Below are 26,933 nucleotides of genomic sequence, written 5' to 3' on the forward strand. Positions count from 1 at the left end.
ATTAAGCGTTCGAGAGGACGTGCGTTCACTTCACTGGCAGCGCCGCGGGGAGGCCGATCTTGTCCGTCTTGTCGCTCTTCGGCCGCTCGGCCGGCATCTGGTCGCCGGTGACGATGTAGTAGATGGTCTCGGCGATGTTGGTGGCGTGATCGCCGATACGCTCGATGTTCTTGGCGCAGAACAGCAGATGCGTACAGGGCGTGATGTTGCGCGGATCTTCCATCATGTAGGTCAGCAATTCGCGAAACAGCGACGTGTACATGGCATCGATCTGGTCGTCACGGTCGCGCACGAAGCCGATCTTGTCGACCGAACGCGACGCATAGACGTCGAGCACTTCCTTCAGCTGGGTCAGCGCCAGGTTGGCCAGAGCCTCCAGGCCGCGGAAAAGGCTGGTCGGCTGACGGCCGTCGGTGACGGCAGCCACCCGCTTGGCGACGTTCTTGCCGAGGTCTCCGACCCGCTCGAGGTCGGCCGAAATGCGGATGGCGCCGACGATCTCGCGCAGGTCCGTCGCCATCGGCTGGCGCTTGGCGATGATGATGATCGCCTTGTCGTCGATCTCACGCTGCCCCTCATCCAGCACGGCGTCATCGCGAATGACTTTCTGGGCCAATCCCGGATCGGCATTGACCAAGGCGGCGACCGCCTGCTCGACCATGCGCTCGGCATGGCCGCCCATCGCCGCGATGCGCTTGGAGAGATCTTTCAGTTCCTCGTCAAAGGCGCTCATTGTGTGAACGGATTGCATGGACGAAATGCCTTCCCACGGGGTGTCTTGTCTTTGAGTCGTTTCCTCGAATCCCCGCTGATACGCTAACCGGATGACAGAAAAAAGAAACGGTCCCGTGGAAAACTAGGGCAGTATCAGTGCGCCGGCAAATGGACCGAGAAGGCGGCGCCCTTGCCGACCTCGGACCTGATCGTCAGCCTGGCGTTGTGACGCGTCAGGATGTGCTTGACGATCGACAAGCCAAGACCCGTGCCTTTCTGCGTGCGGCTGGTCTCGACATCGATGCGATAGAAGCGCTCGGTGATGCGCGGGATATGCTCCTCGGGAATGCCGGGGCCAAAATCCCTGATCGTCACGTCGATGCCTGGTTCGGCACCATCTTCGCCGCGTGCGATCGACACCACGACGCGGCCGCCCGACTGGCCGTATTTGCAGGCATTTTCCAAAAGGTTCTCGAACACCTGGAACAGCTCGTCGCGATCGCCCGGCACATCGAGCGGCCCCTCGGCGAAATCGCGCTCGATGACGACATTGTTTTCCCGGGCGAGCGGTCCGAGCGAATCGATGACGCCGTCCACGGTCTGGCGCAGATCGACTTCGGTTCCCGGCTTCAGATAGGGCTTCATCTCCAGCCGCGACAGCGACAGCAGGTCATCGATCAGGCGCGCCATGCGGCCGGTCTGGTTCTGCATGATCTGGAGGAACTGCTCGCGCGCCGCCGGATCGTTGCGGGCCGGTCCGCGCAGCGTTTCGATGAAGCCCGCGATCGAAGCCAGCGGGGTGCGCAACTCATGACTGGCATTGGCGATGAAGTCCGCGCGCATGCGGTCTATGCGCCGCGCCTCGCTCTGGTCCTTGAAGACCAGCACATAGAGGTCGGTGCCATGCCCGACCGAGGACGCGCTGACCCGGTAGGCCCGTTCGACGGGCAGTTTCTCTGTGTAGTCGACAACATCCGAGGCGACGGTGCCCGACAGGACACTGTCCAGCAGCGCCTGCATTTCCGGCGCCCGGAATTTCAGCGGCAGCGATATGCCGGGCGCGATGCCGCCAAAGGCGGCAAAGGCGGCGGCGTTGGCGTGGACGATGGTGGCGGCATGGTCGAAGATGATCAGCGGATCGGCGACGGCGGCCGCCAGATATTCGCCGGACAGGCGCAGCAAGCCCACCGCCTCGATTGCCACAGCGCCCTCGGCGGAATGGCGCGCACCCGCCACCGGCAATATTGCCGCCGCCAGCAGCAGGAGCAGCGCCGGTACCAGCACGTAGGCGGAAATACCCGCGAAGCCATAGGTGATCAGGACCGCCAGGACACCGGCCGCGAGCAGCCAGCGGCTGTTCCACAGCCGGCCGGCGATCGCTTGCCCCGTGCTTTTCTGCTCCGCGCCCAGGTCAGTCATTCGCGCGCCCAGCCTCCACCGGTCACACGGCGGCGAAAACTTCCGCTGGACCGCAAATCAAAAGTGCTACAGCGTCCTTCGCGTGTCCAAATGGACGCGCGGCGCTGTAGTGGCTCCCAATAGCATGAGTCCAGACACTTAAAAGGGTTCGTCTGCATGAATAAGGCCAAGGAAAATTCCGCCACGCCAACAGGTCCGCTGAAAATCCGGATCGGCGGCAAGGAACGGGAGTTCGACATCGAGAATCCCGCGCTTCCGGACTGGGTCGAGGAGAACAAGCTGACCGCAGGCGGGTATCCCTACGACAAGAAGATGAAAGGCGAGGAGTATGACGAAACGCTCGAGCAATTGCAGATCGAGCTGGTCAAGGCGCAAGCATGGCTGCAGGCGACCGGCAAACGGGTGATGGCGCTGTTCGAGGGGCGCGACGCTGCCGGCAAGGGTGGCACGATCTTCGTGCTGCGCCAGTACCTCAACCCGCGCACGGCGCGCAACGTCGCGCTGACCAAGCCGACCCCGACGGAGTTGGGGCAATGGTATTACCAGCGCTATGCCGATCATTTCCCGACGTCGGGCGAATTCGTCACCTTCGACCGCTCCTGGTACAACCGCGCCGGCGTCGAGCCGGTGATGGGTTTTTGCACCCCAGAACAGCACGAGAAGTTTCTCGACGAGACGCCGCATTTCGAACGAATGATCGTCAATGACGGCATGCATTTCTTCAAATTCTGGCTGAACATCGGCCAGGAGACGCAGCTCGAGCGCTTTCACGATCGCCGCTACAGCCCCCTGAAGAGCTGGAAGTTCTCGCCGATCGACATTGCCGGCATCACCAAGTGGGACGATTACACCAAGGCGCGCGATAGCATGTTCGAGCACACCCACAAGGAGTTCGCGCCATGGATCATCGTGCGGGCCAACGACAAGCGCCGCGCGCGGCTGGCGGTGATGCGTCGCATCCTCCTGTCGCTGCCCTATGAGGGGCGCGATCTCGATGTCATCGGCAAGGAAGACAGGAAGATCATCGGCGAGGGACCATCATTCCTCGGCAAGCAGGACTGACGCTTTTGGTGCCGCGCAGCCAAAGGGAGCGCGGCGCAATTTGATAGACGCACTACCGATTCAGGTTTCAGGCCGATTCGACCTGAAACCATCCGACTCTAGGCCGCCAGGCGCGCGATCCGCTGCAACCGTCGCAGCGTCGCGTCGTCTTGCAGCGCCTGCTGGAACAGCGATATCTCCTCATCGATGCGCTCGCAAAGTGCCGTGGTGTTGCCCTTGAGCAGGCCGCGCGTCTGCAGCAACGCCGCAACCGGCTTTTTGACGAGCTGCCTGGCCCGGCCGAGCGTCGCCTCCTCGACGCTGTCCTCCGGGACGATCTCGGCGACGAGGCCGAGCGCCCTGGCGTCCTCGGCACGAAGCGTGTCGCCGAGGCAGAAGAAGCGGAAAGCGCCGGCATAGCCGAGCTTCTGCGGCGCCAGGATGCTGGTCGCCGCGTCCGGCACAAGGCCGAAATCGACGAACGGCACCCGGAACGTGCTTTTTTCCGACGCGATCACCATGTCGCAATGGAACAGGATGGTGCAGCCGACGCCGACGGCATCGCCGTCGACACAGGCCAGGATGGGCTTTGGAAACGTCGCCAGCATGCGGAACATGTCGGTGACGGCGGCGATCAGCTTCTGATGCTTGGTGGCATCCAGGAATTCGGAAAAGTCGCCGCCAAGACAGAAGCAGCCCGCCAGGCCGCGCAGCACGACGACCCGCACCTCGTCGTTCTCGGCGGCTTCGTGGAACGTCCTGGCAAGGCTCTCATAGGCCCGTCTGTCGAGCACCGGCCGGCCGTCATTCGACGATACGGTGACGATCAGCGCGTGGTTGCGCAGTTCAGGCTGCGGATGCGCGTTCATGACGCCCTCCTTTGGCCGAACATGTCGGGATATCCCCTGGCCAGGACGGGTGCATGATGTTTGCGGCGCGAACGCACCACGTCCAGCGTGTGCTCGTTGAAGGTGAGCAGCGTCGCCACGACCTGCTGGTTGCCATAGGTGCGCTGATAGCCCAGCGGCGTCGCCAGGAAGTGCAACTGCAGTGCGCGCAGCACCCACATCGGCTCGAACTCGATGATCACCTTGTCGACGCCGCGCTTCAGACCCCACTCGACGAAACCGGCTATCAATTCCGTGCCGACGGTCGAGACGCCGCGCCGGCCATCGCGAAAACCCGGAGCCACCGCATAGCGGGTCAACTCCCAGATGTTGGGACCCGCCGGCGGCGTTCCTTCGGAGAGATCGGTCAACACCTCGGTCAAGAGATGCGGCCGCGTGGTCGGCAACATCCGCTGATAACCCGCGACTTCATTGCCCCTGATGACGATCTGATGCACCGCCTCGTCATGATCGAACTGGTCGACCTCGAACCCGTCGGGGCGACGCAGGTCCTCCCATCCCATTTCCTCGACGAATATCCGATAGCGCAGCCGATGGACGGCCTCCCAGAGGTCGGGGCGTTCCATCAATTCTTTGGTCGAAAGACAAAAAAGCATTCCGTAGTCTCCTGTGTTTCAGGGGAAGATACGGCCGTGCTTCGATGCGAAAATTGCGTGATCACGTAGGCGAGAAGTTCTAGGCCGGCACGGCCGACCTAGCTAATGTATCCCCGCCTTATCGCCTCGGCGACTGCCTGCACCCGGTTGACGGCACCGAGTTTGCTTTTGGCGTTAAGAAGATGTTTCTCCGACGTGTGTTCGGAGATGCCGAGGATTTGCGAAATCTCCCATTCGGACTTGCCGACGGCGGCCCATTGCAGGCACTCGCGTTCGCGCGGCGTCAGTTCGATGTGATCGATGGTCGTGGCCGCCATGGTGTGGAGTTGCATGGCGCGGCCAACGGCATAGGTCGAGACCAGCGAGACCAGGCCGAACTCGGCCGCCGACAGTTCCACGGCCTCGCCACCCAGCGACACCATGACGATTTCGCCGTCGAGCGTGATCAGCGGAAAGGCCAGCCCATCGCGAAGCTTGAAGGCGCCGGCGTCGCCCATCACTTCGCCACTGCCCTTGTCGATGCGAAGCCCCTGGGCGGCTTCCCGCCACTGGAACGGCGCCTGCAGCTGTTTCATGTGACTGACGACGGGATCGTGATCGACATAGTTGCGCGTCACATAGCGCTCGAGCCATTCGACCGGCCAGTCGCAAAGCAGCACATGCTGCTTTTGCTGACCCGTGGGCGTGCGCGGCTTCGGAACGGTTCCGGCCATCAGCGCGGTCAGGCCGAACTCCGATGTTACGCCCAACAGTTTCTCGCAGACCGCAGCCGCCGTTGCGGCGTGCTGCAGCTGGTCTATGTATTCCAGCGTCCGATCGAACTGACCCATCGCAACATCAACCCCATGTTGCCTTATGCATTAAAGTCCATGGTCCACGCCTTGCCGGCACTTCGCCACCGACCAGGAATTGCAAAGCGCCCGCTTCCGGTTGTGGTTCTCGACCCTGGTACCCCACCAGGGCAGCCACCGCTGTTTGCAAACCCACCGAACCATATCCTGAAATCGAAGCGTTGAAATCAAAAAGCATTGTGCCTGTACCATTTTCGTACCAAAACCGGCACGAGAACGAGTGCGGCGGAGTTCTATCTTGGCGTTCCAATGGAGGTTCCAGGTCCTGGCAGCGGCGCTCATCGCGGCCCTGGCTTGGGTTCCCGGAGCGCGCGCGGCGGAGCCGCAGGTACCGGTGCTATGGGACGCCAAGGAGCGGCTGCCCAAGCCGGACCTTTCGGCACTGCCGCGGCTGCGGTTCCTGACGACCACGGATTTTCCGCCCTTCAATTTCCTCGACGGTGCGGGAAAGCTGTCCGGTTTCCATATCGACATGGCGCGCGCCATCTGCGCGGAACTCGGCATCGTCGACAAATGCCAGATCCAAGCCTTGCCGTGGGCGGAGCTTCAAGGCGCGCTCGAGAAAGGCGAAGGCGAAGCGATCATCGCCGGCATTGCCGCAACGCCGCAGTCACGCCAGACATACGCCTTCTCGCGCGCCTACCTGCAGTTTCCGGCACGCTTCATCATGCCCAAGAACAAGGCGCTGGCGGAACCGATCCTCGACAAATTACGCAGTAAGCGCGTCGGCGTGATATCAGGCTCAGCGCATGAACGCATGCTGCGCGACTATTTCAGCACGGTCCAGGTCGTCCCCTTCGACAAGCCGGAAGCGCTCTACGGCGACCTCAAGGCTGGCAAGATCGACGCGGCCTTCGGCGACGGCATGCGCTTCGCCTTCTGGCTCGGCGGCTCCGATGCGGCCGGCTGCTGCCGCTTTGCCGGCGGCCCCTACCTGGCGCCCGAATATCTGGGCACCGGCATGGCAATCGCCACGCGCGCCGACAATCCGGCGCTGGCCGCAGCACTCGACTACGCATTGCAGGAGATTTCGATGAAAGGCACTTTCGCCGAATTCTACCTGCGCTATTTCCCGGTCAGTTTTTTCTGAGTCGGCATAACGCTCTCTTCAGGTGAGCGTGCGAAGCCTTGCCTTGGCCGCACGGCCGATGGCCGCCACGGTCAACGTGTCGAGATCGAGCTGACGGCGGATCAGTTGCAGCACGCGCACCTCCTCCATCCGCATCTCCAGATCGACGGCGGCGACCTCGAAGGCGGCGGCGTAGGCGGTGTCGTGCAGCCGCTCCGGCAGCGCCTCCGCAACCTGGGTCAGGACCCCCTCCAGCCCACCCTTTTCCTGGAGCATCTTTTGGCAGGCCTGGGCCACGGAAACCAGCCGGTCCTGCCTGAAATCCTCGAACACCGGCCACGAGCGGACGACCTCGCCGATCCTGGCCAGTTCGATGTCGGTCATGTCCCGGTCTGAGGCCGATGTGATGACCATTAGATAGATCAGGGCTTCATGTGGGGTCGGCGACGGCATTCTTTACTCCTTGACGGGCTCCGAAGGTAGGAAGGAGAGCCCGAGGCCGCAAGGAAAAAGCGCTCCACGCGTTGACGCTCCGGCCACGCGCGCCTAGAGACCGGTTGAAAATCGACACTTGCAGCCAGAGCGGCGAATAATTTTGGAAAACAGGACCATGGCGGGATCAAACATCATCGATCTCAATCCCGAACTGCTGACGGCTGCGGCCGAGAGCAAGGCATGGCCGTTCGAGGAAGCCAAAAAGATCATCGAGCGCTACAAGGGCGCCGACTTTCCCAAAACGATCCTGTTCGAAACCGGCTATGGACCGTCGGGCCTGCCGCATATCGGCACGTTCGGCGAAGTGGCGCGCACCTCGATGGTGCGCCATGCGTTCCGCGTGCTGACGCGGGACAAGGTCGCCACCAAGCTGCTGTGCTTTTCCGACGACATGGACGGCATGCGCAAGATACCCGACAGCGTGCCGGATCGCGCAGCGCTCGAGCCGTATCTGCACAAGCCGCTGTCGTCGGTGCCCAACCCCTTCGGCGGCGACTATGCGAGCTTCGCCGACCACAACAATGCGATGCTCTGCCGCTTCCTCGACACGTTCGGCTTCGACTACGAGTTCGCCAGCGCGACGCAGTACTACAAGGCCGGCCGCTTCGATGCGATGCTGTTGCGCACCGCCGAACGCTACGACCAGATCATGGCGGTCATGCTGCCGACGCTCGGACCTGAGCGGCAGGCGACCTACAGCCCCTTCCTGCCTATCTCGCCGAAGAGCGGGCGCGTGCTTTACGTTCCCATGAAAAATGTGGACGCCAAGGCCGGCACCATCACCTTCGACGATGAAGGCACCGAAACCACGCTGCCGGTCACCGGTGGCCGGGTGAAGCTGCAGTGGAAGCCGGATTTCGGCATGCGCTGGGCGGCGCTCGGCGTCGACTTCGAGATGTTCGGCAAGGACCACCAGACCAATGCGGTGGTCTATGACCGCATCTGCAACATCCTGGGCGGGCGGGCGCCGGACCATTTCGTCTACGAGCTGTTCCTCGACGAGAACGGCCAGAAGATTTCCAAGTCGAAGGGCAATGGCCTGACCATCGACGAATGGCTGGCCTATGCACCGACCGAGAGCCTAGGGCTCTACATGTACCAGCGGCCGCGGCAGGCCAAGAAACTGTATTTCGACGTCATACCGCGGGCGGTGGACGAATATTACACCTTCCTCGCCGCCTATCCCCGTCAGGACTGGAAGGAGCGGCTGGGCAACCCGGTCTGGCATATGCATGACGGCAATCCGCCCGCCATCGACATGCCGGTGCCGTTCTCGCTGCTGCTCAACCTGGTCAGTGCCTCCAATGCGCAAAACAAGGACGTGCTGTGGGGCTTCATCTCGCGCCATGTGCAGGGCGTGACGCCGGCCACCCATCCCGAGCTCGACCGGCTGACGGCCTATGCGATCCGCTATTTCGACGATTTCGTGAAGCCGACGAAGACCTTTCGACCGGCCGACGAGGTCGAGCGCGAAGCACTGGTGGCTCTCGACAAGGCACTTGGCGACTTGCCAGCGGGCGCCAGCGGCGAGGCGATCCAAAGCGCTTCGCTCAACGTGGCGCGCAAGATCGAACGCTATCAGGATCATTCCAAGCAGAGTCCGGAAGGTGGCCCCGGCGTTTCAGGCGCCTTCTTCCAGATGATCTATCAAGTGCTGATCGGTCAGGAACGCGGCCCACGCTTCGGATCCTTCGCCGCCCTCTACGGCGTCGCCGAAACCCGCTCGCTCATTCAGAAGGCGTTGGCTGGTCAGCTGGTTTGAGGACGCCGCCGTCCTCTTCCAGGATCGAACCCGGCGCCTGAGGCGCCGGGGCGGGCGCGGCCGGCACCGCCGAGATACCGGCAAGGTTCGGCGCCGATCCGAAAATGCCTTTCTTCGCGCTCTGCGCCTTGTTGCCGGCCTCGACATAGGGCCCGCCCTTGGCGGCGCGCGCCCAGCCGTTTTCGACCAGCCATTGACCGACATCCAGCTTGCCGATCCGGCACTCCGCCGCGATCCGGTCGCGACCACCTTCCGGCGGCACCGTGCAGGCCACGGCGCGGCCGCGCAGGAAGGCGCGGAAAGCCGTGCGAGCACGGATGCCGCACGGCCAGGATTTGCCGTCGGTGGTGCAGGTCTCGTCCTGCCCGACGACATCGATGCCGGAAACGGCGACCGAATAGCCTTTCGCCTCGATCAGGCCGGCAGCCGGCGCGACCGGCTGGAACAGCTTCGTGCCGTTCCAGTCGTCGGGCATCTTCGGCTTGGGCGGCACGGCCAGCGCCAGCTTGCTCAACGGCTCGCGGGGCTCGACCCTCTCGAGCTCTCCGGCGGGCAGTTCCGGCGGCGCGACGACCTGCGGATCGATCGCCCTCGAATGCGCCTCAGGCTTTGGCGGCTGGGGAGCAGGTATGGCGGAGGTTGCAGGTTCTTCGGGCACCGTCCCGGTGTCAGCCTGCGGGATCGTATCGGCACCGGGATCGATCTGATCCACCGCCACAGTGCTTGCGCTGCCTTTCAGCGTGCGTCCTCCGGCAACGACCAGTGCCGCCATCACCGGAACCATCAGAACCGCCAGGACCAGATGAGGAAGTCGCACCCGTTGCACCTATTGGCTTGCCCAGACGATCCGCGCCACCCATTCGACCTCGCGCATGGGGATGTCGCGGTCGGGATGCTCCGGATTGAGCGAGACCAGCACGATCGACTTGACAGTCTGGCGCTCGAGCACCTTGGCCATCACCTCGCCTGATGTGGTCTTGACGACGACGCGATCACCTTTGCGGGTGGCGGCGCCCGGCTCGACGATGAGCACATCGCCGTTGCGGTAGAGCGGCAGCATGGAATCGCCCTGCACCTGCAGTGCATAGGAACTTTCGGTCGACTGCGCCGGCAATTCGACGAGATCCCAGCCCTGCCCCGCCGGAAAACCGGCATCGTCGAAGAAGCCGCCGGCGCCCGCCTGGGCAAAGCCGAGCAACGGCACGGCGCGCCGGCTGGCGGGCGATGCGCCCCGGCCTTCGATCAGTCCCGTGAATTCGTCCAGCGAAGCGCCGGTGGCCTCGATGATCTTGGCCAGCGATTCGGTCGACGGCCAGCGCGGCCGGCCGTCGGACGAGAGGCGTTTCGATTTGTTGAAGGCGGTCGAATCGAGACCCGCGCGCCTCGCCAGACCCGAGGCCGAAAGCGAATAGCGCTCGGCCAGAGCGTCTATGGCGGCCCACACGCGGTCGTGCGAGAGCATTTTGCGCGCTCCTTCGAGACAGGAAAAAATGCCTGTTCCTTCTAGTCCCTGCATACCGGTTTGTCTACCAGGCGCGGGCCTACGGCATGCACCGTGAAGGCCCAAGAGATTACAATTTCCGGGATCAGCCTGTTCCCTTGGCCAAGGCGCGCAAACCCCGATGCGAGGTCATGAAAATGCGTTCCGCCTCGGTCGGTGGCCGCGGGCTCGCCGCACCGCCAAGTGCGGCGACTACCTCGTCAATGTCGAGGAAACGGCGCGCCTTGCGGTCGTAGACCCCGGCCGTGGTCATGATCAGGGCGGCGGTCTCGCTATTGTCGAGAACGAAACGGTGTTTGCCAATGACCTGGGTGCCTTCCCAGGTCTCGATCGAGGACACCACTTCGAAGCGCCGCCACAGCCGGATCTCGCGAGCGTAGACGGCCTGCAGCCCGCCCATCATCGGCGCCCAGCCATTCTTCCTAGCCAGCGTGATGAGACCAGCGCGGACAAACAGGTCGATGCGGCCAAGATCGGCCAGCATCATGTAGCGCGCATTGTTGAGATGGACGTTGAAATCGATGTCGGTCGGCAGGCAACGAAACGCCAGCCGGCCTTCGCCGCCCATCATATAGGGACCACGCCCGCGCGCCGTGCCCAGCATGCGCGCCATGCGCGCCCAGACATACATGACGCTATGTCAGGCTGCCTGCTTCACGTCGCCCTTGGCATAGGGATCGAAGCGTTCGTAGAAGGTCTCACCTTTCTCGGCCATGTCGATGAGCAGCTTGGGCGCCTTGAACTCGGCGCCATACTTCTTCTGTAGGCTCTTGGCGATCTTGACGAATTGCTTGGCGCCGATCCCGTCGATGTAGGACAGCGCGCCACCGGTGTAGGCCGCGAAGCCGAAGGCCAGGATCGAGCCGACATCGGCCTCGCGTGGATCGGTGACGATACCCTCTTCCATCACGCGTGCCGCTTCGAGCGCGATGGTGACCAGCAGGCGCTGCTGCAGTTCCTCATAGTCGACCTTCTCGGCCGCGAGCTGCGGATAGAGGTCCTTCAACCCCGGCCACAGCTTCTTCTTCGCGGGCTTGGCCGGATAGTCGTAAAAACCCTTGCCATTCTTGCGGCCGAAGCGGCCGTGGTCGTCGACCATGATGTTGATCAGCGCCATCTGTCTGGGGTCGACGGCCTTGTGACCAAGATCCTTGATGGTCTGCTTCATGATCTTCTGGGCAAGGTCGATGGCCGTCTCGTCGGTCAGAGCCAAGGGACCGACCGGCATGCCGGCGGCCTTCGCCGCATTCTCGATCATCGGCGCCGGCACGCCTTCGATCAGCATCTTGTAGGCTTCCGACATGTAACGCAGCACGCAGCGGTTGACATAGAAGCCGCGCGTGTCGTTGACGACGATCGGCGTCTTCTTGATGGCGCGCACGAAGTCGATCGCGGTGGCAAGCGCCTTGTCGCCGGTCTTCTTGCCGAGGATGATTTCGACCAGCATCATCTTGTCGACCGGCGAGAAGAAGTGGATGCCGATGAAATTCTTCGGCCGCGCCGAATTCTTGGCCAGACCGGTGATCGGAATGGTCGAGGTGTTGGAGGCGAAGATCGCCGACGACTTCAGCACGGCTTCCGCCTGTTCGGTGGCGTTCTTCTTGACGGCTGAATCCTCGAACACCGCTTCGACGACGAGATCGCAGCCGGCGAGGTCGGCATAGTCTGCCGTCGGCGTGATCAGCGAGAGGAGCTTGTCCTTCTCCTCGGGCTTGGCGCGGCCCTTCTTGACCTGATCCGAGACCAGGCTGTCGGAATGCGCCTTGCCCTTTGCGGCCGACTCCATATCCCGATCGAGCAGCACCACCGGAATGCCGGCCTTGGCGGTGACATAGGCGATGCCGGCGCCCATGAAGCCGGCACCGAGGATGCCGATCTTCTTGAACTTGGTGTCCGGCACGCCGGCCGGGCGGCGCGCGCCCTTGTTCAGCTCCTGCAGCGACACGAACAGCGAACGGATCATCGCCGCCGCTTCCTTGCTCTGCATGATCTCGGTGAAATAGCGCTGCTCGATCCTGAGCGCGGTGTCGAAGGGCACCAGGAGGCCCTCATAGACACATTTGAGGATCGCCGCGGCGGCCGGGTAATTGCCATGGGTCTCGCGACGCAGGATGGCGATGGCCGGCGGCCACAGATTGGCGCCCGCCGCCGAATAGATCGGACCACCGGGCAGCTTGAAGCCCTTCTCGTCCCACGGCGCCACCGGCTTGAGGCCGTTCCTGATCATCGCCTTGGCGGTCTCGACCAGTTTCGCCGGTTCGGCGATCTCATGGATCAGGCCCATCGCCTTCGCCTTCTGCGGCGACAGGGTCTGGCCGGAGGTCAGCATCTGCAACGCCTGTTGCTGGTCGGTCAGCCGCGGCACGCGCTGGGTGCCGCCGGCACCGGGGAAGATGCCGATCTTCACCTCGGGGAGCGCCATCCTCACCTTGTCGGAATCGGCCGCGACGCGGCCATGGCAGGCCAGCGACATTTCGAAGGCGCCGCCCATGCAGGTGCCGTTGATCGCCGAGACCCATGGCTTGCCGCAGGTTTCCAGCTTGCGGAACAGGCCGGTCATGATGCCGGCATTGTCGAACAGCGCCTTGGTCGCCTTTTCGACATCCTTGACCTTGTCAGTGGCGAAGGTGGTCAGCATCTTCTGCAGCAGAGTGATGTCGGCGCCACCGGAGAAGGTGTCCTTGCCGGAGGTGATCACCGCGCCCTTGATGGCCGCATCGCCGGCCACCTTGTCCACGATGGCGTTCAACTCGCGCATCACCTCCTCGGTGAAGACGTTCATCGAGCGGTCCGGGCTGTTCCAGGTGACCAGCGCGATGCCGTCGGCGTCGATGTCGAGGGTGAAATTGGTGTAGCTCATCGTTCTCTCCCCGTCAGACGCGTTCGATGATGGTTGCGGTACCCATGCCGGCGCCGATGCACAGTGTCACCAGCGCGGTGTTCAAGTCGCGGCGCTCGAGTTCGTCCAGCACCGTGCCGAAGATCATCGCGCCGGTGGCCCCGAGCGGATGGCCCATGGCGATGGCGCCGCCATTGACGTTGATCTTGTCGTGCGGGATCTCGAAAGCCTGCATGTAGCGCAGCACGACCGAGGCGAAGGCCTCGTTGAGCTCGAACAGGTCGATGTCCGACAGCTTCATCTTGGCGCGCTTCAACAATTTCTCGGTGACGTCGACCGGGCCGGTCAGCATCAGCACCGGCTCGGAGCCGATGTTGGCGAAGGTGCGGATGCGCGCGCGCGGCTTGAGACCCATCGCCTTGCCGGCCTTCTTCGAGCCGAGCAGCACGGCCGCCGCGCCATCGACGATGCCGGACGAGTTGCCGGCGTGGTGGACGTGGTTGACCTCCTCGACCTCGGGATGCTTCTGCACCGCCACCGCGTCGAAGCCGCCCATTTCACCGGGCATGACAAAGGACGGATTGAGCGAGGCGAGCGACTGCATGTCGGTCGACGGCCGCATATGCTCGTCATGGTCGAGAATGGTGAGACCATTCTGGTCCTTGATCGGGATGACCGAGTTCTTGAAGCGGCCATCTGCCCAGGATTTTGCGGCGCGCTTCTGGCTCTCGACCGCGTAGGCGTCGACGTCGTCGCGCGAGAAACCGTATTTGGTGGCGATCAGGTCGGCCGAAATGCCTTGCGGTACGAACCAGCCGGGCAGGCCGACCGAAGGATCCATGAACCAGGCGCCGCCAGACATGCCCATGCCGACGCGCGACATCGATTCGACGCCGCCGGCGATGACGATTTCATCGGCGCCCTGGGCAATCTTGGCGGCGCCGAAATTGATGGCGTCCAAGCCGGAGGCGCAGAAGCGCGATATCTGCATGCCCGGTGCCTTGGTGTCGTAGCCGGCCTCGAAGGCGGCGGCACGCGGAATGACGGAACCCGCCTCGCCGACAGGATCGACGCAGCCGAAGATGATGTCGTCGACGTTGCCGGTGTCCAGCCCGTTGCGGTCGCGCAGTGCCTCGAGCGTCCTGGCGGCGAGCCGCACCGCCGGCACCTCGTGCAGCGATCCGTCCTTCTTGCCCTTGCCGCGCGGCGTGCGCACGGCGTCATAGACATAAGCTTCGGCCATTTTCATGCTCCTTGGGTTCGCTGAAAAGCTGCTCAGAGCGAGCGTCCGATCAGCAATTTCATGATCTCGTTGGTGCCGCCGTAGATGCGCTGGACGCGAGCGTCGCGGAACATGCGGGCGATCGGATATTCATTCATGTAGCCATAGCCGCCATGCAATTGAAGGCATTCGTCGACGACTTTGCCCTGCAGGTCGGAGAGCCAGTACTTGACCATCGAGGCCGTTACCGGATCCAGCCCGCCATCGATGTGGCGGGTGACGCAGTCATTGTAGAAGACCCGGCCGATGGTGGCCTCGGTCTTCAATTCAGCCAGTTTGAACTGGGTGTTCTGGAAGTCGATGATTGCCTTGCCGAAGGCCTTGCGCTCCTTGACGTAATCGATCGTCAGCGCCAGCGCCCGCTCGATCATGGCGATCGCCCCGGTGCCGATCTGAAGCCGCTCCTGCGGCAATTGCTGCATGAGCTGGACGAAGCCTTGTCCCTCTTCATGGCCGAGCAGGTTGGAGGTCGGCACACGCACGTCGTTGAAGAACAGTTCCGACGTGTCGTTGGCCTTCAGCCCGATCTTGTCAAGGTTGCGGCCACGCTGGAAGCCTTCGACCTCATCGGTCTCGACGATCATCAGCGAGGTGCCCTTGGCGCCCTTCTCCGGATCGGTCTTGGTGACGACGATGATGAAGTTGGCGAGCTGGCCGTTGGTGATGAAGGTCTTGGAGCCGTTGATCTTGTACTGGTTGCCGTCCTTCTCGGCACGGGTCTTGACACCCTGCAGGTCGGAGCCGGCGCCGGGCTCTGTCATGGCGATAGCGCCGATCAGTTCGCCGGTGGCGAGCTTGGGCAGCCATTTCTTCTTCTGCTCTTCCGAGCCGTAATGGAGGATGTAAGGGGCGACGATCGAATTGTGCAGGCCGATGCCGAAACCGTCGACGCCGACATGGCCGATCGCCTCGATGATGGCGCTCTCATGCGCGAAGGTGCCGCCCGAGCCGCCATATTCCTCCGGCATGGACGCGCAGAGCAGGCCGGCGGAACCCGCCTTCAGCCAGCTTTCGCGGTCGACCATCTCGTTCTTCTCGAACTCGTCGTAGCGCGGCGCGATCTCCTCCGACATGAAACGGGTAGCCATGTCGTAGAGCATGCCGACCTCGTCGGCCGCCCAGGCTGGTTTCGGCAAAGAGAGCACTTCGGCGGGATTTGTCGCCACGATTTCCTCCGCGTATCGACAGACAGAAAGGCTAGCGAGACCGAGTTTAGAACGCTTCCGCCGGCAGGGCCATCAGCGTATCGGCGCCGCTCGAAATACGGGCGAGGTGCGCCGAGGTTTCCGGCATGATCCGTTCCATGAAGAAGCGCGCCGTCACGACCTTGTTGTCATAGAAAGGCTGGGAGCCGTTGGCACCCGCCTTGCCCTGTGCCGCCTTGGCCATCTGGGCCCACATGTAACCCAGCGCCACGAGGCCGAAGAGATGCATATAGTCGGTCGAGGCCGCACCCGCATTGTCGGGCTTCGCCATGCCGTTCTGCAGCAGCCACATGGTCGCCGCCTGCAAATCGTTGAGGCCCTTCTTCAGACCCTTGGTGAAGGGCACCATCTTCTCGTCGGCCCGGTTCTCCTCGCAGAATTCGCCGACCTCCTTGAAGAAGGCCTGTATGGCGCGGCCGCCGTTCAAGCCGAGCTTGCGGCCGACGAGGTCGAGCGCCTGGATGCCGTTGGCGCCTTCATAGATCATGGCGATGCGGGCATCGCGCACGAACTGGCTCATGCCGTGCTCTTCGATGTAGCCGTGGCCGCCGAAGACCTGCTGCGCCATCACGGCGTGGTCGAAGCCCTTGTCGGTGAGCACACCCTTGACCACCGGCGTCATCAGGCCGGTGTAATCGTCGGCCGCCTGGCGGTCCTTATCGTCGGCGGAGCGGTGCGCGATGTCGGACTTGATCGCCGTCCACAGCGCCAGCGCGCGGCCGGCCTCGTTGAAAGCCTTCATGGTCATCAGCGAGCGGCGGATGTCGGGATGGACGATGATCGGATCGGCCTTCTTATCCGGTGCCTTCGGACCCGACAGCGAACGGCCCTGCAAGCGGTCCTTGGCGTAGGCGACGGCGTTCTGGTAGGCGATCTCCGACAGCGACAGGCCCTGCAGGCCGACGCCAAGCCGCGCCTCGTTCATCATCGTGAACATGGCCTTCAGGCCGCCATTGGCCTCACCCAGCAGCGTGCCTTCGGCCTCGTCATAATTCATGACGCAGGTCGAGTTGCCGTGGATGCCCATCTTCTCCTCGATGGAACCGCAGGAAACGGTGTTGCTCGTCTCTGGATTGCCCGACGCGTCGAGCTTGAGCTTCGGCACGATGAACAGCGAGATGCCCTTGACGCCTTCCGGTGCGCCTTCGATACGGGCCAGCACCAGATGGACGATGTTGTCCGACATGTCATGCTCACCGGCCGAGATGAAAATCTTCTGGCCTGAAATCTTGTAGGTGCCATCGCCGTTCGGCACCGCCTTGGTGCGCAACAGGCCGAGATCGGTGCCGCAATGCGGCTCGGTCAGGTTCATGGTGCCGGTCCAGGTGCCCTCGACCATCCTGGGCAGCCAGGTCGCCTTCTGCTCGTCGGTGCCGTGGGTGATGATGGCGGCAATCGCGCCTTGCGTCAGGCCCGGATACATCATCAGCGCCATATTGGCCGACACCATGTATTCCGACACTGCCTGGTGGACGGTGTAAGGCAGGCCCTGGCCGCCGAACTCGACGGGAGCCGCAAGGCCCATCCAGCCGCCTTCGCGATACTGGTCGAACGCTTCCTTGAAGCCCTTGGGCGTGGTCACCGAGCCGTCGTCGTGGCGCACGCAGCCTTCCATGTCGCCGACACGGTTGAGCGGATGCATGACGTTCTCGGCGAGCTTGGCACCTTCGGCGAGAATTGCCTCCAGCACGTCGGGCGTCGCGTCGGCGAATCCGGGAAGGTTCGAATAGCGCTGATAGCCCAGAACTTCGTTGAGCACGAACAGCGTGTCCTGGACCGGGGCCCTGTAGATCGGCATGCTTTTCCTCCACCATGCGGATTAGGCCCCGAAATCAAGCCGTGCGCGGCAAGCGGGCCAATGTCGAAGCCGCAATAGCAAATATTGACGTTTGCGTAAACGTCAATATTTTCGATGCGACAAGATTTCCGCCGCCATGCGCCCGGTGCCTGGCGTTGCGGCATTGCGCGAGGCAGCTGGAAACAGCAGGCCAAAGATAGCAAAAAGCCGCGCGGCATGGCCACGCGGCTTTGACGGTGAAGGGATCCGACAGTGTCGGAGAGTGGCTTAGCTCGCGACGCTAGCCTGCGGCGCCGTACGCTCGGCCAACATCTTGCGCACCGCAGACATCGAGCCGCTGAGCTCATTGATGGCGTCGTCGATCAGTGTCCGCTGCTTCTGCAGGCGAGCGAGCTGCTTTTCCGACTTGTCCAGCGCCAGCCGCAACTGCTTGGTGTTGGAACCCGTCGGATCGTAGAGGTCCATCATCTGCTTGACGTCGCGCAGCGAGAACCCAACCTTGCGGCCGAGCAGGATCAGCTTCAGCCTGGCCTTGTCGCGGCGCGTATAGAGACGGGTCGAACCGTCGCGCTGCGGGTTGAGCAGGCCCTTGTCTTCATAGAAGCGCAGCGTGCGCAGCGTCACGCCGTACTTTTTGGCCATTTCGCCGATTCGCGAGAGATCCTCGCCGGCTTCGACAGATGCATTATTGGTATTGGCCGCGGTCTCGCCGGCCGAGATAAGTTTCATGGTCACTGGCTTCCCCGTTTGGTGGCGTCGCGGTCCTGGACCAGGCGTCGCCTGACTGGAAGCGGGGGCGTGCTTCCGGCCGTGGTTTCGACAAACAAATCGCAAAACAGCACGGTTGACGCGCCATTTACGTTTACGTCAATTCTATACCGATAGCCGCCTCATGACGCAAGGGCGTTCTGAAAACGGTGCTTTATGCCGCACCGGACGTCGCGACAGCCAACTTCCTTGCAACTTCTTAAGTTTGGTTAACGCGTTGTTTACCACGTTGGGCGAAATGTGCGCATGTCGGCTACCCGTGGTTATCCTGTATCGAATTTTTCACGGTTTTTCGGAGCGCGGGTGAAACCCGGGAAGCTAGTCTTCCACCGTGGCATGGAAGCGCGGTCGCCTCGTTCCGGCAGGGACTTGGGGAGCTGGTCGCAAGCCGGCCAATCTGAAAGACGGACGCACCGATGAACAGCAAGCGGTCCTACCTCGATACACTCAATGCCGGCAGGCAGCGCAAGCCGCAGACCACGCTCGAGCAGTTGAACCGCTCGCTGGAGACCCTGGAACAGCGCCTGGGGCAGACGCGCGAGGACGCGACGGCACGCCCCGCTCCTCGCCAATATGGCGCCGACCCGCGTTACCCCGCCGCCGAACCGCGTTATCCCGCCGCGCAGCCGATGCCCCAGCAGCGCTGGTATGAGGATCCGCAGCCGGCACCGCGTGCGCACAACCCTGCACCCTCCCCTGCCTTCGACCAGAATTATCAGGCGATCGCGCGCGACATCGACCGCGTGCGCGGCCAGGAAGACAGCGTCGCCATGGTCGGCAAGATCGCGGGTGAACTGCGCGGCATGCGCGAGGAACTGCGCCACCAGGTGACCTCGGGCCTGCAGCGCGAATTCGACGCGCTGCGCAAGGATATCGACCGCGCCTTCCAGGCGAATGCCAAGCCCGGCGCGACAGGCAAGGGCAGCGCCGAACTCGGCTTGGAATTCGAGCGGCTTTCCGGCGCCATCAAATCGCTCTCGGAGAAGAGTGACGACAGGAGCGTCAATCTGCTGCGACTGGAACTCGAGCAGGTCAAGGCCGCGCTCGACACGCTGGCGCGTGAGGAGAGCGTGCAGAAGGTCGACCGCCGCTGGGACGATTTCGACCGCCGCTGGACGGCTTTCGAAGACCGCGTCGACGCCGACCAGCGCAAGCGCTCCGACGATCCAGCCCTTGCGGCCCTGACCGACCGGCTGGAGCAGATCAGCAACGCCGTCAACAACCTGCCGGAATCGCTGTCGCTGCGTTCGCTGGAGGAAAAGGTCCGCACACTGGCTGGGGCGGTCGACCATTTCGCCAACCAGCAGGACAATCGCGGCGGCGGCACGCTGGCCATGATCGACGAGCGGCTGGACGAGATTTCCCGCGCCATCGTAGCCTCGACAGTCGCCGCGCAGGCGAATTCAATCGACCATGAAGCCTTCGAGCGCATCGAGAAGCGGATCGACTCGCTCGCCCAGCAGATCGAGGAAGTGGCGCAGGACCGTCCCGGCAATGTCGTGCTCGACCGGCTGAACACGCTGTCGAGCCGGGTCGATGACCTCGCAGGCCGCGCCAACCTGCCCGAGCAGGCGATGGAGCGGCTCGCCAAACAGATCGCGCTGATCGCCGACAAGATCGACCAGGCGCCGGCCATGCCCGACGCCGACTATATCTTCCACGGGCTTGAACAGCGCTTCGACGTGCTGTCGGGCATGATGGAGCGTCGGCAGGGCGACGCCATCGAACAAGGCAACATGCTGTTTCGCGATCTCGAGCGCCGGCTGGACGAGGTTGCCGACCGGCTGGATCAGCGCAGCATGGCGCAGGTCGACAGCGCCGGCATCATGGACGCCATCGATGCCCGCTTCACCGCACTGGCCAAGCGCATGGAAACGCGCGCTCCCGATCCCGCCAGCGAGGCGGCGATCCGCGGGCTGGAAAGCCGGCTCGAGGATATTTCAAGCCGGCTGGACGCTTCGGCGGCCCAAGTCGCCGGCATCGATCCGGCGCTGATCCGCAGCCTGGAGGCGCAGGTCGCCGGCCTGTCGGCGCATCTTTCCAAGCCCAGCACGCCATTGCCGGACTTCGAGGACATCAGCCCGCGCCTCGACGAAATCGAGAAAGCACTGGCCGGGACCCGCGATTCCATCCTCGGCGCCGCACGCGAGGCGGCTGAGAACGCGGTGCGCTCGCTGGCCGGAACGAGCACCAATACGGCCGCGGTATCTGGCCTCGCCCAGGACCTGAAGACGCTGGAGACATTGACGCGGCGTTCCGACGAGCGAAATTCGCGCACCTTCGAGGCCATTCACGATACATTGCTCAAGATCGTCGACAGGCTGGGTTCGCTGGAAACCAGCGAACCGTCCGAAGCGGTGAGCGAACTCCTCGACGTGGCTCCAACCGAACCGAGCGGCTGGCGTGGCGCGCGGCGGCCCAAGATGGCCGTGAACGCACCGTCGATGGCCATGGACGAGCCGCAGCCGCTGACCGGCATGGCCGATCTCGACGCGCGTGCCATGGCCATATTGCGCGCCGACCCGGCATCAGGCGAGCCGGCGCTGCACGTCGAATCGGGCTTGTCTGCCCGGCCGGGCGCGCGCTCGCCCGCGGAAGCCGCCGCCGCCGCCGCGATGGCCGCACTCGGTTCCGACATCGTCGCCGGAGAGGACCAGCCGGCAGGCCGCAAGTCGATGTTCGGCGGGCTGGCGCGCGCCTTCAAGGGCAAGAAGGCGGCGGATGTTCCGCCGCTGGCCGGCTCGGCGCCGAGCGTTGATTTCCCGAGTGCCGATCTCGACGAGCCGCTCGACCCGAAAGTCGCCAACCGCCCGCTGGAACCCGGCTCTGGCGCGCCCGACCTCAACGCCATCATGAAGCGCGTGCGCGACGAGCGGGGACAGCCGGCAAAGCTCGGGGAGAGCGACGCAGCGAAATCGGATTTCATCGCCGCTGCCCGGCGCGCGGCGCAGGCGGCCGCGGCCGAGGCCGACGCCCTCAAGCGCCAGTCGACGATGAAAGGCCCGGTCAAGGCCCTCAGGATAGGCGACCTCCTCAAGGCGCGGCGCAAGCCGATCCTGATGGCGGCGGCAGCGATCATGCTGGCGCTTGCCGGCCTGCAGCTCGGCAAGGCCTTTCTTTCGGATCCCGCCCAGGTGGCAAAGAACGACGGGGCCCCGATCGCCGCCTCGCAGCCGGTAAAGACGGCATCTGTCGATACCGCAAGCCAGCCGAAAACCGAAATCCAGCCGGCGGCGACGGACAGCGCGCCGGCCCGTGCCGTCAGGCAGGCCGAACAATCCGCGCCGGCAAGCAAGGACGACATGGCGGCGCAGACCGTCATGGCCATGCCGTCTGATACGGATGCGACGCCGGATAGGGCGCCCGCCGCGCCCGCTCCGGCACCGGTTGCGTCGACCATGACTTCCGGCCCGAGCACAACCGCTCCCGACTCTATGGCATCGGCCGCGCCTGTTGCTCCGATGACCGCTGCTCCCACCGTGACGGATCCGGCCCCTGCTGCGCCAACAGCGGCAACGGCCAACGACACGACTGGCGCCGTTGCGCCCATGGACAAGGCGGCGGCGACGGCCGCGACCAAGTTCGACATCCCGGCCGATGCCGGCCCTGCCGCCTTGCGTGACGCCGCCGCTGGTGGCGACGCCAAGGCACTGTTCGAGGTGGGCTCGCGCTACGCCGAGTCGCGCGGTGTCAAGGAAGACATGCCGGCTGCCGCCAAATGGTACGAGAGGTCGGCGGAACTCGGCTTCGCACCAGCCGAATACCGCATCGGCAATTTCTACGAGAAGGGCATCGGCGTCGCGCGTGACATCAAGAAGTCGAAGACCTGGTACCAACTCGCCGCCGCGCAGGGCAACGCCAGCGCCATGCACAATCTGGCGGTGCTGTTCGCGATGGCCGCTGACGGCGTGACCGACAATGAATCGGCCGCGCACTGGTTCCAGGAGGCCGCCGACCTCGGCGTCAAGGACAGCCAGTTCAATCTCGGCATCCTCGCCGCCAAGGGCGTCGGCATGAAGCAGAACCTGGAAGAATCCTACAAATGGTTCGCACTAGTCGCCAAGACCGGCGACAAGGACGCCGCGGCCAAGCGCGACGAGATCGCCAATGCGCTGCGGCCCGAGCAGCTCGAGCGGGCGCGCGCCGCGACTGAATTGTGGAAGGCCAAGCCGCTCAACGCGGCGGCCAATTCGGTGGACATTCCCGAATCCTGGCAGGAAGGCACGCCGCAGACGACCGCCGGCATCGACATGAAGAAGGCGGTCAAGAACATCCAGCTCATCCTCAACAAGAACGGCTATGACGCCGGCGGCGCCGACGGCGTGATGGGCGACAAGACCAAGAACGCGATCATCGCTTTCCAGACCGCCAACAAGCTGCCGGCGACCGGCGCGGTCGACGAGCAACTGGTCAAGGCATTGCTGGCGCGCAAATAACGGCAGAAGCGTCGTTTCCACGACGCCCTTGCCATATATTTGCCTGTTAACTGCTTGAGTTGTCTTTTTGTTTCGGCGCGGCGGCGGGGTTTGACCACGCCGCCGCGTCGGCGCAAGAGAAAATTGGCTTTTCGATGCGATACTGTCCGCAACGGCTTTATTCGCCGACAGGCAAACTGATCGAGACTGACGGGTGGGCATCTATCTCCCGATCGCGGAAATTTCCGTAAACGTCTTCGTGCTGCTGGCCATGGGCGCCGCGGTGGGTTTCCTGTCGGGCATGTTCGGGGTGGGCGGCGGCTTCCTGATCACGCCGTTGCTGATCTTCTACAACATCCCCCCGGCGATCGCGGTCGCCACCGGCGCCAACCAGGTCATCGCTTCTTCCGTCTCCGGCGTCCTTTCGCACATGAAGCGAGGCACGCTCGACTTCAAGCTCGGCGGCGTACTCCTGGCCGGCGGCATCGTCGGCTCGACTGCCGGCATCTTCGTGTTCGGCTTCCTGCGCAAGCTAGGCCAACTCGACCTGTTCATCTCGCTCTCATACGTCGCCCTGCTCGGCACCGTTGGAACGATCATGCTGATTGAGAGCGTCAGCGTGCTGCGCGCCACGCGAAGCGGCGCCGCACCGGTGCTGAAGAAGTCTGGCCAGCACAATTGGATCCATCGCCTGCCGCTGAAGATGCGGTTCAGGGCCTCGAAGCTGTTCGTCAGTGTCATTCCAGTGCTTGGCCTTGGCGCGAGCATCGGCTTTTTGTCGTCAGTCACCGGTGTCGGTGGCGGCTTCATCATGGTCCCTGCACTGATCTATCTGCTGAAGGTGCCGACAAATGTCGTCATCGGCACCTCGCTGTTCCAGATCATCTTCACCTCGGCCTTTACCACGCTCGTCCATGCCACCACCAACCAGACGGTCGATGTGATGTTGGCCTTCCTTCTGATGGCAGGCGGCGTAGCCGGGGCGCAATATGGCGCCAAGGCCGGGCAGCGGCTGCGCGGCGAGCAATTGAGAGCCCTGCTGGCGCTGCTGGTGCTGGCGGTGGCGATCCGGCTCGCCACCGATCTGTTCGTCACTCCGCCCAACCTTTATTCGCTGTCCGGCGTGGGCCTCAACTGATGAAAGGCCTGAAAGCGTTCGCAGCCGTCGCTCTCCTGTCACTGACCGCCGCCGCGCCGGCGAAGGCGCAGACGCCGCTGACGGAAAGCATCCAGATCGGTCTCTCCACCGACGCCGTGTCGATCACCGCCGGCTTTTCCGGCGCCGACCTGACCATTTTCGGTTCGCTGGAAAATCCCGACCCCCTGGTGGCACGACAGGGCCGTTACGACGTCATCGTCGTGCTCGAAGGGCCCCCCAAGCCGGTGGTGGTGCGCCGCAAGGACCGGGTGCTCGGCGTCTGGGTCAATCTGGACTCCGAGACCTTCGAGAACGTGCCGGTATCCTACTCGGTGGCGACGACGCGGCCTCTGCAGGACATCACCGAACCCAACAGCTACAGGCAATTATCGCTCGGCGCCTCCAACCTCTACATGCAGCCCGCCGATGCCGGCGACAGCCCCGCGACGATCGAGGAATTCACCGCGGCGTTGCGCGAGCGCAAGACGGCGACCGGCCTCTACAGCGAGAATGTCGGCGGCGTGCAATTCCTGTCGCAGAACCTGTTTCGCGCCACGGTCAGGCTGGCGCCGAATGTGCCGGTCGGCACGCACAAGGCGCGCGCGTTCCTGTTCAAGAGCGGCCTGTTCGTCAAGGAGAGTTCGGCGCAGCTCGAAATCCGCAAATCGGGCTTCGAACAATCGATCTTCCGCGTCGCCCACGACTATTCGTTCCTCTACGGCGTGTTCGCCATATCGCTGGCCATGGTGACGGGCTGGCTCGGCCGGCTGGTGTTCCGCAAAGATTGATGCTCCGGGAAAAGAGGGGTTCCCCTTTTCCCGGCCATGCGATAAACCGCCGCCTCCCAGCCCAGGGGCAAACACGCACATACAATTCGCCGAAGCGGTCCGGCCATCCGGATGACAGCGCGATGCGTCGCCGCTGTTTTGCCGCCACGAAACAATGACAGGAGGCTGCAATGCATCAGGCATTCGGCGGCATCGACTTCGGCACGTCCAATTCCACGGTGGGCGTGATCCGGAACGGCAAGGCGCGGCTGGTCCCGCTGGAGGGCGAACAGCCCACTCTGCCAAGTGCCGTGTTCTTCAATTTCGAGGACGGCCATACCTTTTTCGGCCGTCGCGCGATCGGCGATTATACCGACAGCATCGAAGGCCGCCTGATGCGCTCGTTGAAGAGCGTGCTCGGCAGTTCGCTCGCCCACGAGAAGACGCGTATCAAGGCGCGCCAGATCGGCTTCATCGACATTATCGGCCTGTTCATCGGTCATCTGAGGACGCGGCTGGAGGAGGACGCCGGCGGCGTGGTGGAGAGCGTGGTGCTCGGCCGCCCGGTGCAGTTCGTCGATGATGACGCGCAAGCCGACGCGGAGGCGCAAGGCGAGCTCGAGAAGGCTGCCCGTGCCCAGGGCTTCAAGCACATCGCTTTCCAGTTTGAGCCGATCGCAGCGGCGCTCGACTACGAGCAGAAGGTGACGCGCGAAGAACTGGCGCTGATCATCGACATGGGCGGCGGCACGTCCGACTTCTCGATCGTGCGGGTCTCGCCGGAGCGGTCGCGATCGACCGACCGCAAGGACGACATCCTGGCCAGCCGCGGCATCCATATCGGCGGCACCGATTTCGACCGGCTGCTGAGCATCGCCCATGTCATGCCGCAGCTCGGCTATCTCTCCGCGACCAAGGACGGCAAGCGCAATCTGCCGGCCAGCTACTTCATCGATCTCGCCACATGGCAGCGCATCAATCTGGTCTACACCGCCAAGGCGATGACGCATCTGCGCCAAATCCGCTACGAGGCCGCGCGCGCCGACCTGGTCGACCGCTTCATCCATATCGTCGAGCACCGCTACGGGCACGCTCTGGCAGCGTTGGTCGAGAAAGCCAAGATAGAGCTGACCGACAGGTCATCCGCGGACGTGGCGGTGACGCTGCCCGACGCGGCGTTCGCCGCCGGGATCACACGCGACGGGCTGGAGGCAACGATCGCCCGGGAAATCGAGCGGGTCACCGAGACGGTGGCGCAGACCATCCGCGACGCCGGAGTCAAGCCATCCGACATCACCGCGGTGTTCCTGACCGGCGGATCGACGGCGATCCCGCTGGCAAGGCGGGAAATCCTGTCGCTGGTGCCGCAGGCTTCCGTCATAGAAGGCGATATGTTTGGATCGGTCGGGCTTGGCCTGGCGCTCGATGCGCAGCGGAAGTTCGGCTGATCCTACCCTGACCCGTTCATCTCCGCAGCCAGATGCGCCTTCAGCGCCATCTGGGCCAGGCTTGCCTGACGGTCCCGATGGGTGATCATGGCGAAGTCGCGCTTCGGCAATTCGATCGGCACGGCTCTCAGGCTCCCCTCGGCGACGGCCCGCCCGACGACGAGCTCCGAAATAATGGTCGCGCCAGCACCCGCCTCGACCGCCTGGCGAACCGCCTCGTTGCTGGGCAGCACCAGAAATATCTGCAAGTCGGCAAGTGAAATCCCCTCGCGGCGCGCCAAGTCCTCCAGCACTTCGCGCGTGCCGGAGCCGCCTTCGCGGATAATCCAGCGCAGACCGGTGATGTCTGGGCGGCCCGGTGCGGTTTCGGCGATCTTGGGATGGGAACTGGCAACGACCAGCATCAGCCGGTCGGTGTCGACCTTGGCGCGGCGCAACAAGTCGGACTCGGTGCGCCCTTCGACCAGGCCGAGATCGGCGGTTCCATCGAGCACGCTGGCCTCGACCTGCCTTGTGTTGCCGATGGTGACGCTCAGCCTGACGGCGGGATAGGCCTCGTGGAAGGAGGCCAGCCGGCGCGGCAGCCAATAGCTGGCAATGGTCAGGCTGGCGGCGATGGAGAGGCTGCCGGCGACCGTCTGCGAAACATGTTCCAGCACGTTGCGGGCGGCGGCGGCCCGCTCCAGCACGGCCTTGGCCTCGGGCAGGAACCGGTGGCCGGTCTGGGCCAGCTCGATATTGCGGCCGACGCGGTTGAACAGATGGACACCGTGCTGCTCTTCCAGCGCGCGAATGGCCGCCGACGCGGCCGACTGGGAAATGCCGAGGAGCTCGGCTGCCTTGGTCATGTGGCCGCGCTCGGCGACGGCGACGAAAATGCGCAACTGATCCAGGGTCATGCGCGTATTAAGAACCAA

General features: G+C 63.8%; 22 protein-coding genes. 7 read left to right on the plus strand and 15 right to left on the minus strand.

Annotation, left to right across the window (positions count from 1 at the left end):
* Positions 1 to 25: 25 nt before the first annotated feature.
* Positions 26 to 751: a phosphate signaling complex protein PhoU gene (gene phoU, locus LB543_RS03430; RefSeq protein ID WP_140757825.1), complete on the minus strand. Its 726-nt coding sequence runs from the start codon at positions 749 to 751 to the stop codon at positions 26 to 28.
* Positions 752 to 867: 116 nt separating this feature from the next.
* Entirely contained in the window at positions 868 to 2,133 is a 1,266-nt protein-coding gene (locus tag LB543_RS03435; protein ID WP_224613060.1) for an ATP-binding protein, read from the minus strand.
* 156 nt (positions 2,134 to 2,289) lie between these two features.
* Here LB543_RS03435 and ppk2 point away from each other — a divergent pair, with 156 nt between their 5' ends.
* Positions 2,290 to 3,195 carry a polyphosphate kinase 2 gene (gene ppk2 / locus LB543_RS03440; protein WP_224613061.1) on the plus strand — a complete coding sequence of 302 codons (906 nt, stop codon included), beginning with the start codon at positions 2,290 to 2,292 and terminating at the stop codon, positions 3,193 to 3,195.
* 98 nt (positions 3,196 to 3,293) lie between these two features.
* On the opposite strand, the gene LB543_RS03445 is transcribed toward ppk2, so the two are convergent.
* The 3 genes from LB543_RS03445 to LB543_RS03455 all read right to left on the minus strand — a co-directional run bounded on the left by LB543_RS03445 (position 3,294) and on the right by LB543_RS03455 (position 5,508).
* Entirely contained in the window at positions 3,294 to 4,043 is a 750-nt protein-coding gene (locus tag LB543_RS03445; protein ID WP_224613062.1) for an enoyl-CoA hydratase-related protein, read from the minus strand.
* Entirely contained in the window at positions 4,040 to 4,678 is a 639-nt protein-coding gene (locus LB543_RS03450; protein WP_140757829.1) for an acyl-homoserine-lactone synthase, read from the minus strand. The genes LB543_RS03445 and LB543_RS03450 overlap by 4 nt, the downstream gene beginning before the upstream one ends.
* Positions 4,679 to 4,776: 98 nt before the next feature.
* Positions 4,777 to 5,508, minus strand: coding sequence for a helix-turn-helix transcriptional regulator (locus LB543_RS03455; RefSeq protein WP_140757830.1), 732 nt, complete (start codon positions 5,506 to 5,508; stop codon positions 4,777 to 4,779).
* Between the two features lie 259 nt (positions 5,509 to 5,767).
* Here LB543_RS03455 and LB543_RS03460 point away from each other — a divergent pair, with 259 nt between their 5' ends.
* Positions 5,768 to 6,619, plus strand: coding sequence for a transporter substrate-binding domain-containing protein (locus LB543_RS03460; protein WP_224613063.1), 852 nt, complete (start codon positions 5,768 to 5,770; stop codon positions 6,617 to 6,619).
* Positions 6,620 to 6,637: 18 nt separating this feature from the next.
* Here the strand turns inward: LB543_RS03460 and LB543_RS03465 are convergent, their stop codons facing one another.
* Entirely contained in the window at positions 6,638 to 7,051 is a 414-nt protein-coding gene (locus tag LB543_RS03465) for a tellurite resistance TerB family protein (protein WP_224613064.1), read from the minus strand.
* Positions 7,052 to 7,208: 157 nt separating this feature from the next.
* On the opposite strand from LB543_RS03465, the gene LB543_RS03470 reads away from it, so the two are divergent.
* Positions 7,209 to 8,855 carry a lysine--tRNA ligase gene (locus LB543_RS03470; protein ID WP_224613065.1) on the plus strand — a complete coding sequence of 549 codons (1,647 nt, stop codon included), beginning with the start codon at positions 7,209 to 7,211 and terminating at the stop codon, positions 8,853 to 8,855.
* Here the strand turns inward: LB543_RS03470 and LB543_RS03475 are convergent.
* The 8 genes from LB543_RS03475 to LB543_RS03510 all read right to left on the minus strand — a co-directional run bounded on the left by LB543_RS03475 (position 8,821) and on the right by LB543_RS03510 (position 18,209).
* Positions 8,821 to 9,672: a thermonuclease family protein gene (locus LB543_RS03475; protein WP_411908735.1), complete on the minus strand. Its 852-nt coding sequence runs from the start codon at positions 9,670 to 9,672 to the stop codon at positions 8,821 to 8,823. The genes LB543_RS03470 and LB543_RS03475 overlap by 35 nt on opposite strands.
* A gap of 9 nt (positions 9,673 to 9,681) precedes the next feature.
* Positions 9,682 to 10,317, minus strand: coding sequence for a helix-turn-helix transcriptional regulator (locus LB543_RS03480; protein WP_224613066.1), 636 nt, complete (start codon positions 10,315 to 10,317; stop codon positions 9,682 to 9,684).
* Positions 10,318 to 10,441: 124 nt separating this feature from the next.
* Positions 10,442 to 10,987, minus strand: coding sequence for a thioesterase family protein (locus LB543_RS03485; RefSeq protein WP_224613067.1), 546 nt, complete (start codon positions 10,985 to 10,987; stop codon positions 10,442 to 10,444).
* 9 nt (positions 10,988 to 10,996) lie between these two features.
* Positions 10,997 to 13,216, minus strand: a complete 2,220-nt coding sequence (locus LB543_RS03490; protein ID WP_224613068.1) for a 3-hydroxyacyl-CoA dehydrogenase NAD-binding domain-containing protein — start codon at positions 13,214 to 13,216, stop codon at positions 10,997 to 10,999.
* 13 nt (positions 13,217 to 13,229) lie between these two features.
* A complete protein-coding gene (locus LB543_RS03495; RefSeq protein WP_140811339.1) occupies positions 13,230 to 14,438 on the minus strand; it encodes an acetyl-CoA C-acetyltransferase in 1,209 nt (402 codons plus the stop codon).
* A 32-nt stretch (positions 14,439 to 14,470) separates the two neighbouring features.
* A complete protein-coding gene (locus LB543_RS03500) occupies positions 14,471 to 15,643 on the minus strand; it encodes an acyl-CoA dehydrogenase family protein (RefSeq protein ID WP_224613069.1) in 1,173 nt (390 codons plus the stop codon).
* A 46-nt stretch (positions 15,644 to 15,689) separates the two neighbouring features.
* Positions 15,690 to 17,480 carry an acyl-CoA dehydrogenase gene (locus LB543_RS03505; RefSeq protein ID WP_224613070.1) on the minus strand — a complete coding sequence of 597 codons (1,791 nt, stop codon included), beginning with the start codon at positions 17,478 to 17,480 and terminating at the stop codon, positions 15,690 to 15,692.
* Between the two features lie 267 nt (positions 17,481 to 17,747).
* Complete coding sequence (locus LB543_RS03510) at positions 17,748 to 18,209, minus strand: MerR family transcriptional regulator (protein WP_140757838.1); 462 nt, start codon at positions 18,207 to 18,209, stop codon at positions 17,748 to 17,750.
* Between the two features lie 455 nt (positions 18,210 to 18,664).
* On the opposite strand from LB543_RS03510, the gene LB543_RS03515 reads away from it, so the two are divergent.
* The 4 genes from LB543_RS03515 (at position 18,665) to LB543_RS03530 (ending at position 26,016) form a co-directional block, all read left to right on the plus strand.
* Positions 18,665 to 22,684 carry a peptidoglycan-binding protein gene (locus tag LB543_RS03515; protein ID WP_224613071.1) on the plus strand — a complete coding sequence of 1,340 codons (4,020 nt, stop codon included), beginning with the start codon at positions 18,665 to 18,667 and terminating at the stop codon, positions 22,682 to 22,684.
* Between the two features lie 193 nt (positions 22,685 to 22,877).
* Positions 22,878 to 23,801, plus strand: coding sequence for a sulfite exporter TauE/SafE family protein (locus LB543_RS03520; protein ID WP_140757840.1), 924 nt, complete (start codon positions 22,878 to 22,880; stop codon positions 23,799 to 23,801).
* Positions 23,801 to 24,589, plus strand: a complete 789-nt coding sequence (locus LB543_RS03525) for a TIGR02186 family protein (protein WP_140757841.1) — start codon at positions 23,801 to 23,803, stop codon at positions 24,587 to 24,589. The genes LB543_RS03520 and LB543_RS03525 overlap by 1 nt, the downstream gene beginning before the upstream one ends.
* 170 nt (positions 24,590 to 24,759) lie before the next feature.
* Complete coding sequence (locus LB543_RS03530) at positions 24,760 to 26,016, plus strand: Hsp70 family protein (RefSeq protein WP_224613072.1); 1,257 nt, start codon at positions 24,760 to 24,762, stop codon at positions 26,014 to 26,016.
* 2 nt (positions 26,017 to 26,018) lie between these two features.
* Here the strand turns inward: LB543_RS03530 and LB543_RS03535 are convergent, their stop codons facing one another.
* Positions 26,019 to 26,915 carry a LysR family transcriptional regulator gene (locus tag LB543_RS03535; protein WP_140811345.1) on the minus strand — a complete coding sequence of 299 codons (897 nt, stop codon included), beginning with the start codon at positions 26,913 to 26,915 and terminating at the stop codon, positions 26,019 to 26,021.
* Positions 26,916 to 26,933 lie beyond the last annotated feature (18 nt).

It is taken from the genome of Mesorhizobium sp. ESP7-2 (genome assembly GCF_020164715.1).
Taxonomy (GTDB): Bacteria; Pseudomonadota; Alphaproteobacteria; order Rhizobiales; family Rhizobiaceae; genus Mesorhizobium.

Bases quoted from the DNA above. Each gene is read 5' to 3' on its own strand.
- LB543_RS03505 (WP_224613070.1), bottom strand. From the start codon at position 17,480: ATGCCGATCTACAGGGCCCCGGTCCAGGACACGCTGTTCGTGCTCAAC.
- LB543_RS03480 (WP_224613066.1), bottom strand. From the start codon at position 10,317: ATGCTCTCGCACGACCGCGTGTGGGCCGCCATAGACGCTCTGGCCGAG.
- LB543_RS03515 (WP_224613071.1), top strand. From the start codon at position 18,665: ATGAACAGCAAGCGGTCCTACCTCGATACACTCAATGCCGGCAGGCAG.
- LB543_RS03510 (WP_140757838.1), bottom strand. From the start codon at position 18,209: ATGAAACTTATCTCGGCCGGCGAGACCGCGGCCAATACCAATAATGCA.
- LB543_RS03490 (WP_224613068.1), bottom strand. From the start codon at position 13,216: ATGAGCTACACCAATTTCACCCTCGACATCGACGCCGACGGCATCGCG.
- LB543_RS03435 (WP_224613060.1), bottom strand. From the start codon at position 2,133: ATGACTGACCTGGGCGCGGAGCAGAAAAGCACGGGGCAAGCGATCGCC.
- LB543_RS03470 (WP_224613065.1), top strand. From the start codon at position 7,209: ATGGCGGGATCAAACATCATCGATCTCAATCCCGAACTGCTGACGGCT.
- LB543_RS03495 (WP_140811339.1), bottom strand. From the start codon at position 14,438: ATGGCCGAAGCTTATGTCTATGACGCCGTGCGCACGCCGCGCGGCAAG.
- ppk2 (WP_224613061.1), top strand. From the start codon at position 2,290: ATGAATAAGGCCAAGGAAAATTCCGCCACGCCAACAGGTCCGCTGAAA.
- LB543_RS03465 (WP_224613064.1), bottom strand. From the start codon at position 7,051: ATGCCGTCGCCGACCCCACATGAAGCCCTGATCTATCTAATGGTCATC.
- LB543_RS03535 (WP_140811345.1), bottom strand. From the start codon at position 26,915: ATGACCCTGGATCAGTTGCGCATTTTCGTCGCCGTCGCCGAGCGCGGC.
- LB543_RS03450 (WP_140757829.1), bottom strand. From the start codon at position 4,678: ATGCTTTTTTGTCTTTCGACCAAAGAATTGATGGAACGCCCCGACCTC.
- LB543_RS03485 (WP_224613067.1), bottom strand. From the start codon at position 10,987: ATGTATGTCTGGGCGCGCATGGCGCGCATGCTGGGCACGGCGCGCGGG.
- LB543_RS03445 (WP_224613062.1), bottom strand. From the start codon at position 4,043: ATGAACGCGCATCCGCAGCCTGAACTGCGCAACCACGCGCTGATCGTC.
- LB543_RS03530 (WP_224613072.1), top strand. From the start codon at position 24,760: ATGCATCAGGCATTCGGCGGCATCGACTTCGGCACGTCCAATTCCACG.
- LB543_RS03455 (WP_140757830.1), bottom strand. From the start codon at position 5,508: ATGGGTCAGTTCGATCGGACGCTGGAATACATAGACCAGCTGCAGCAC.
- phoU (WP_140757825.1), bottom strand. From the start codon at position 751: ATGCAATCCGTTCACACAATGAGCGCCTTTGACGAGGAACTGAAAGAT.
- LB543_RS03525 (WP_140757841.1), top strand. From the start codon at position 23,801: ATGAAAGGCCTGAAAGCGTTCGCAGCCGTCGCTCTCCTGTCACTGACC.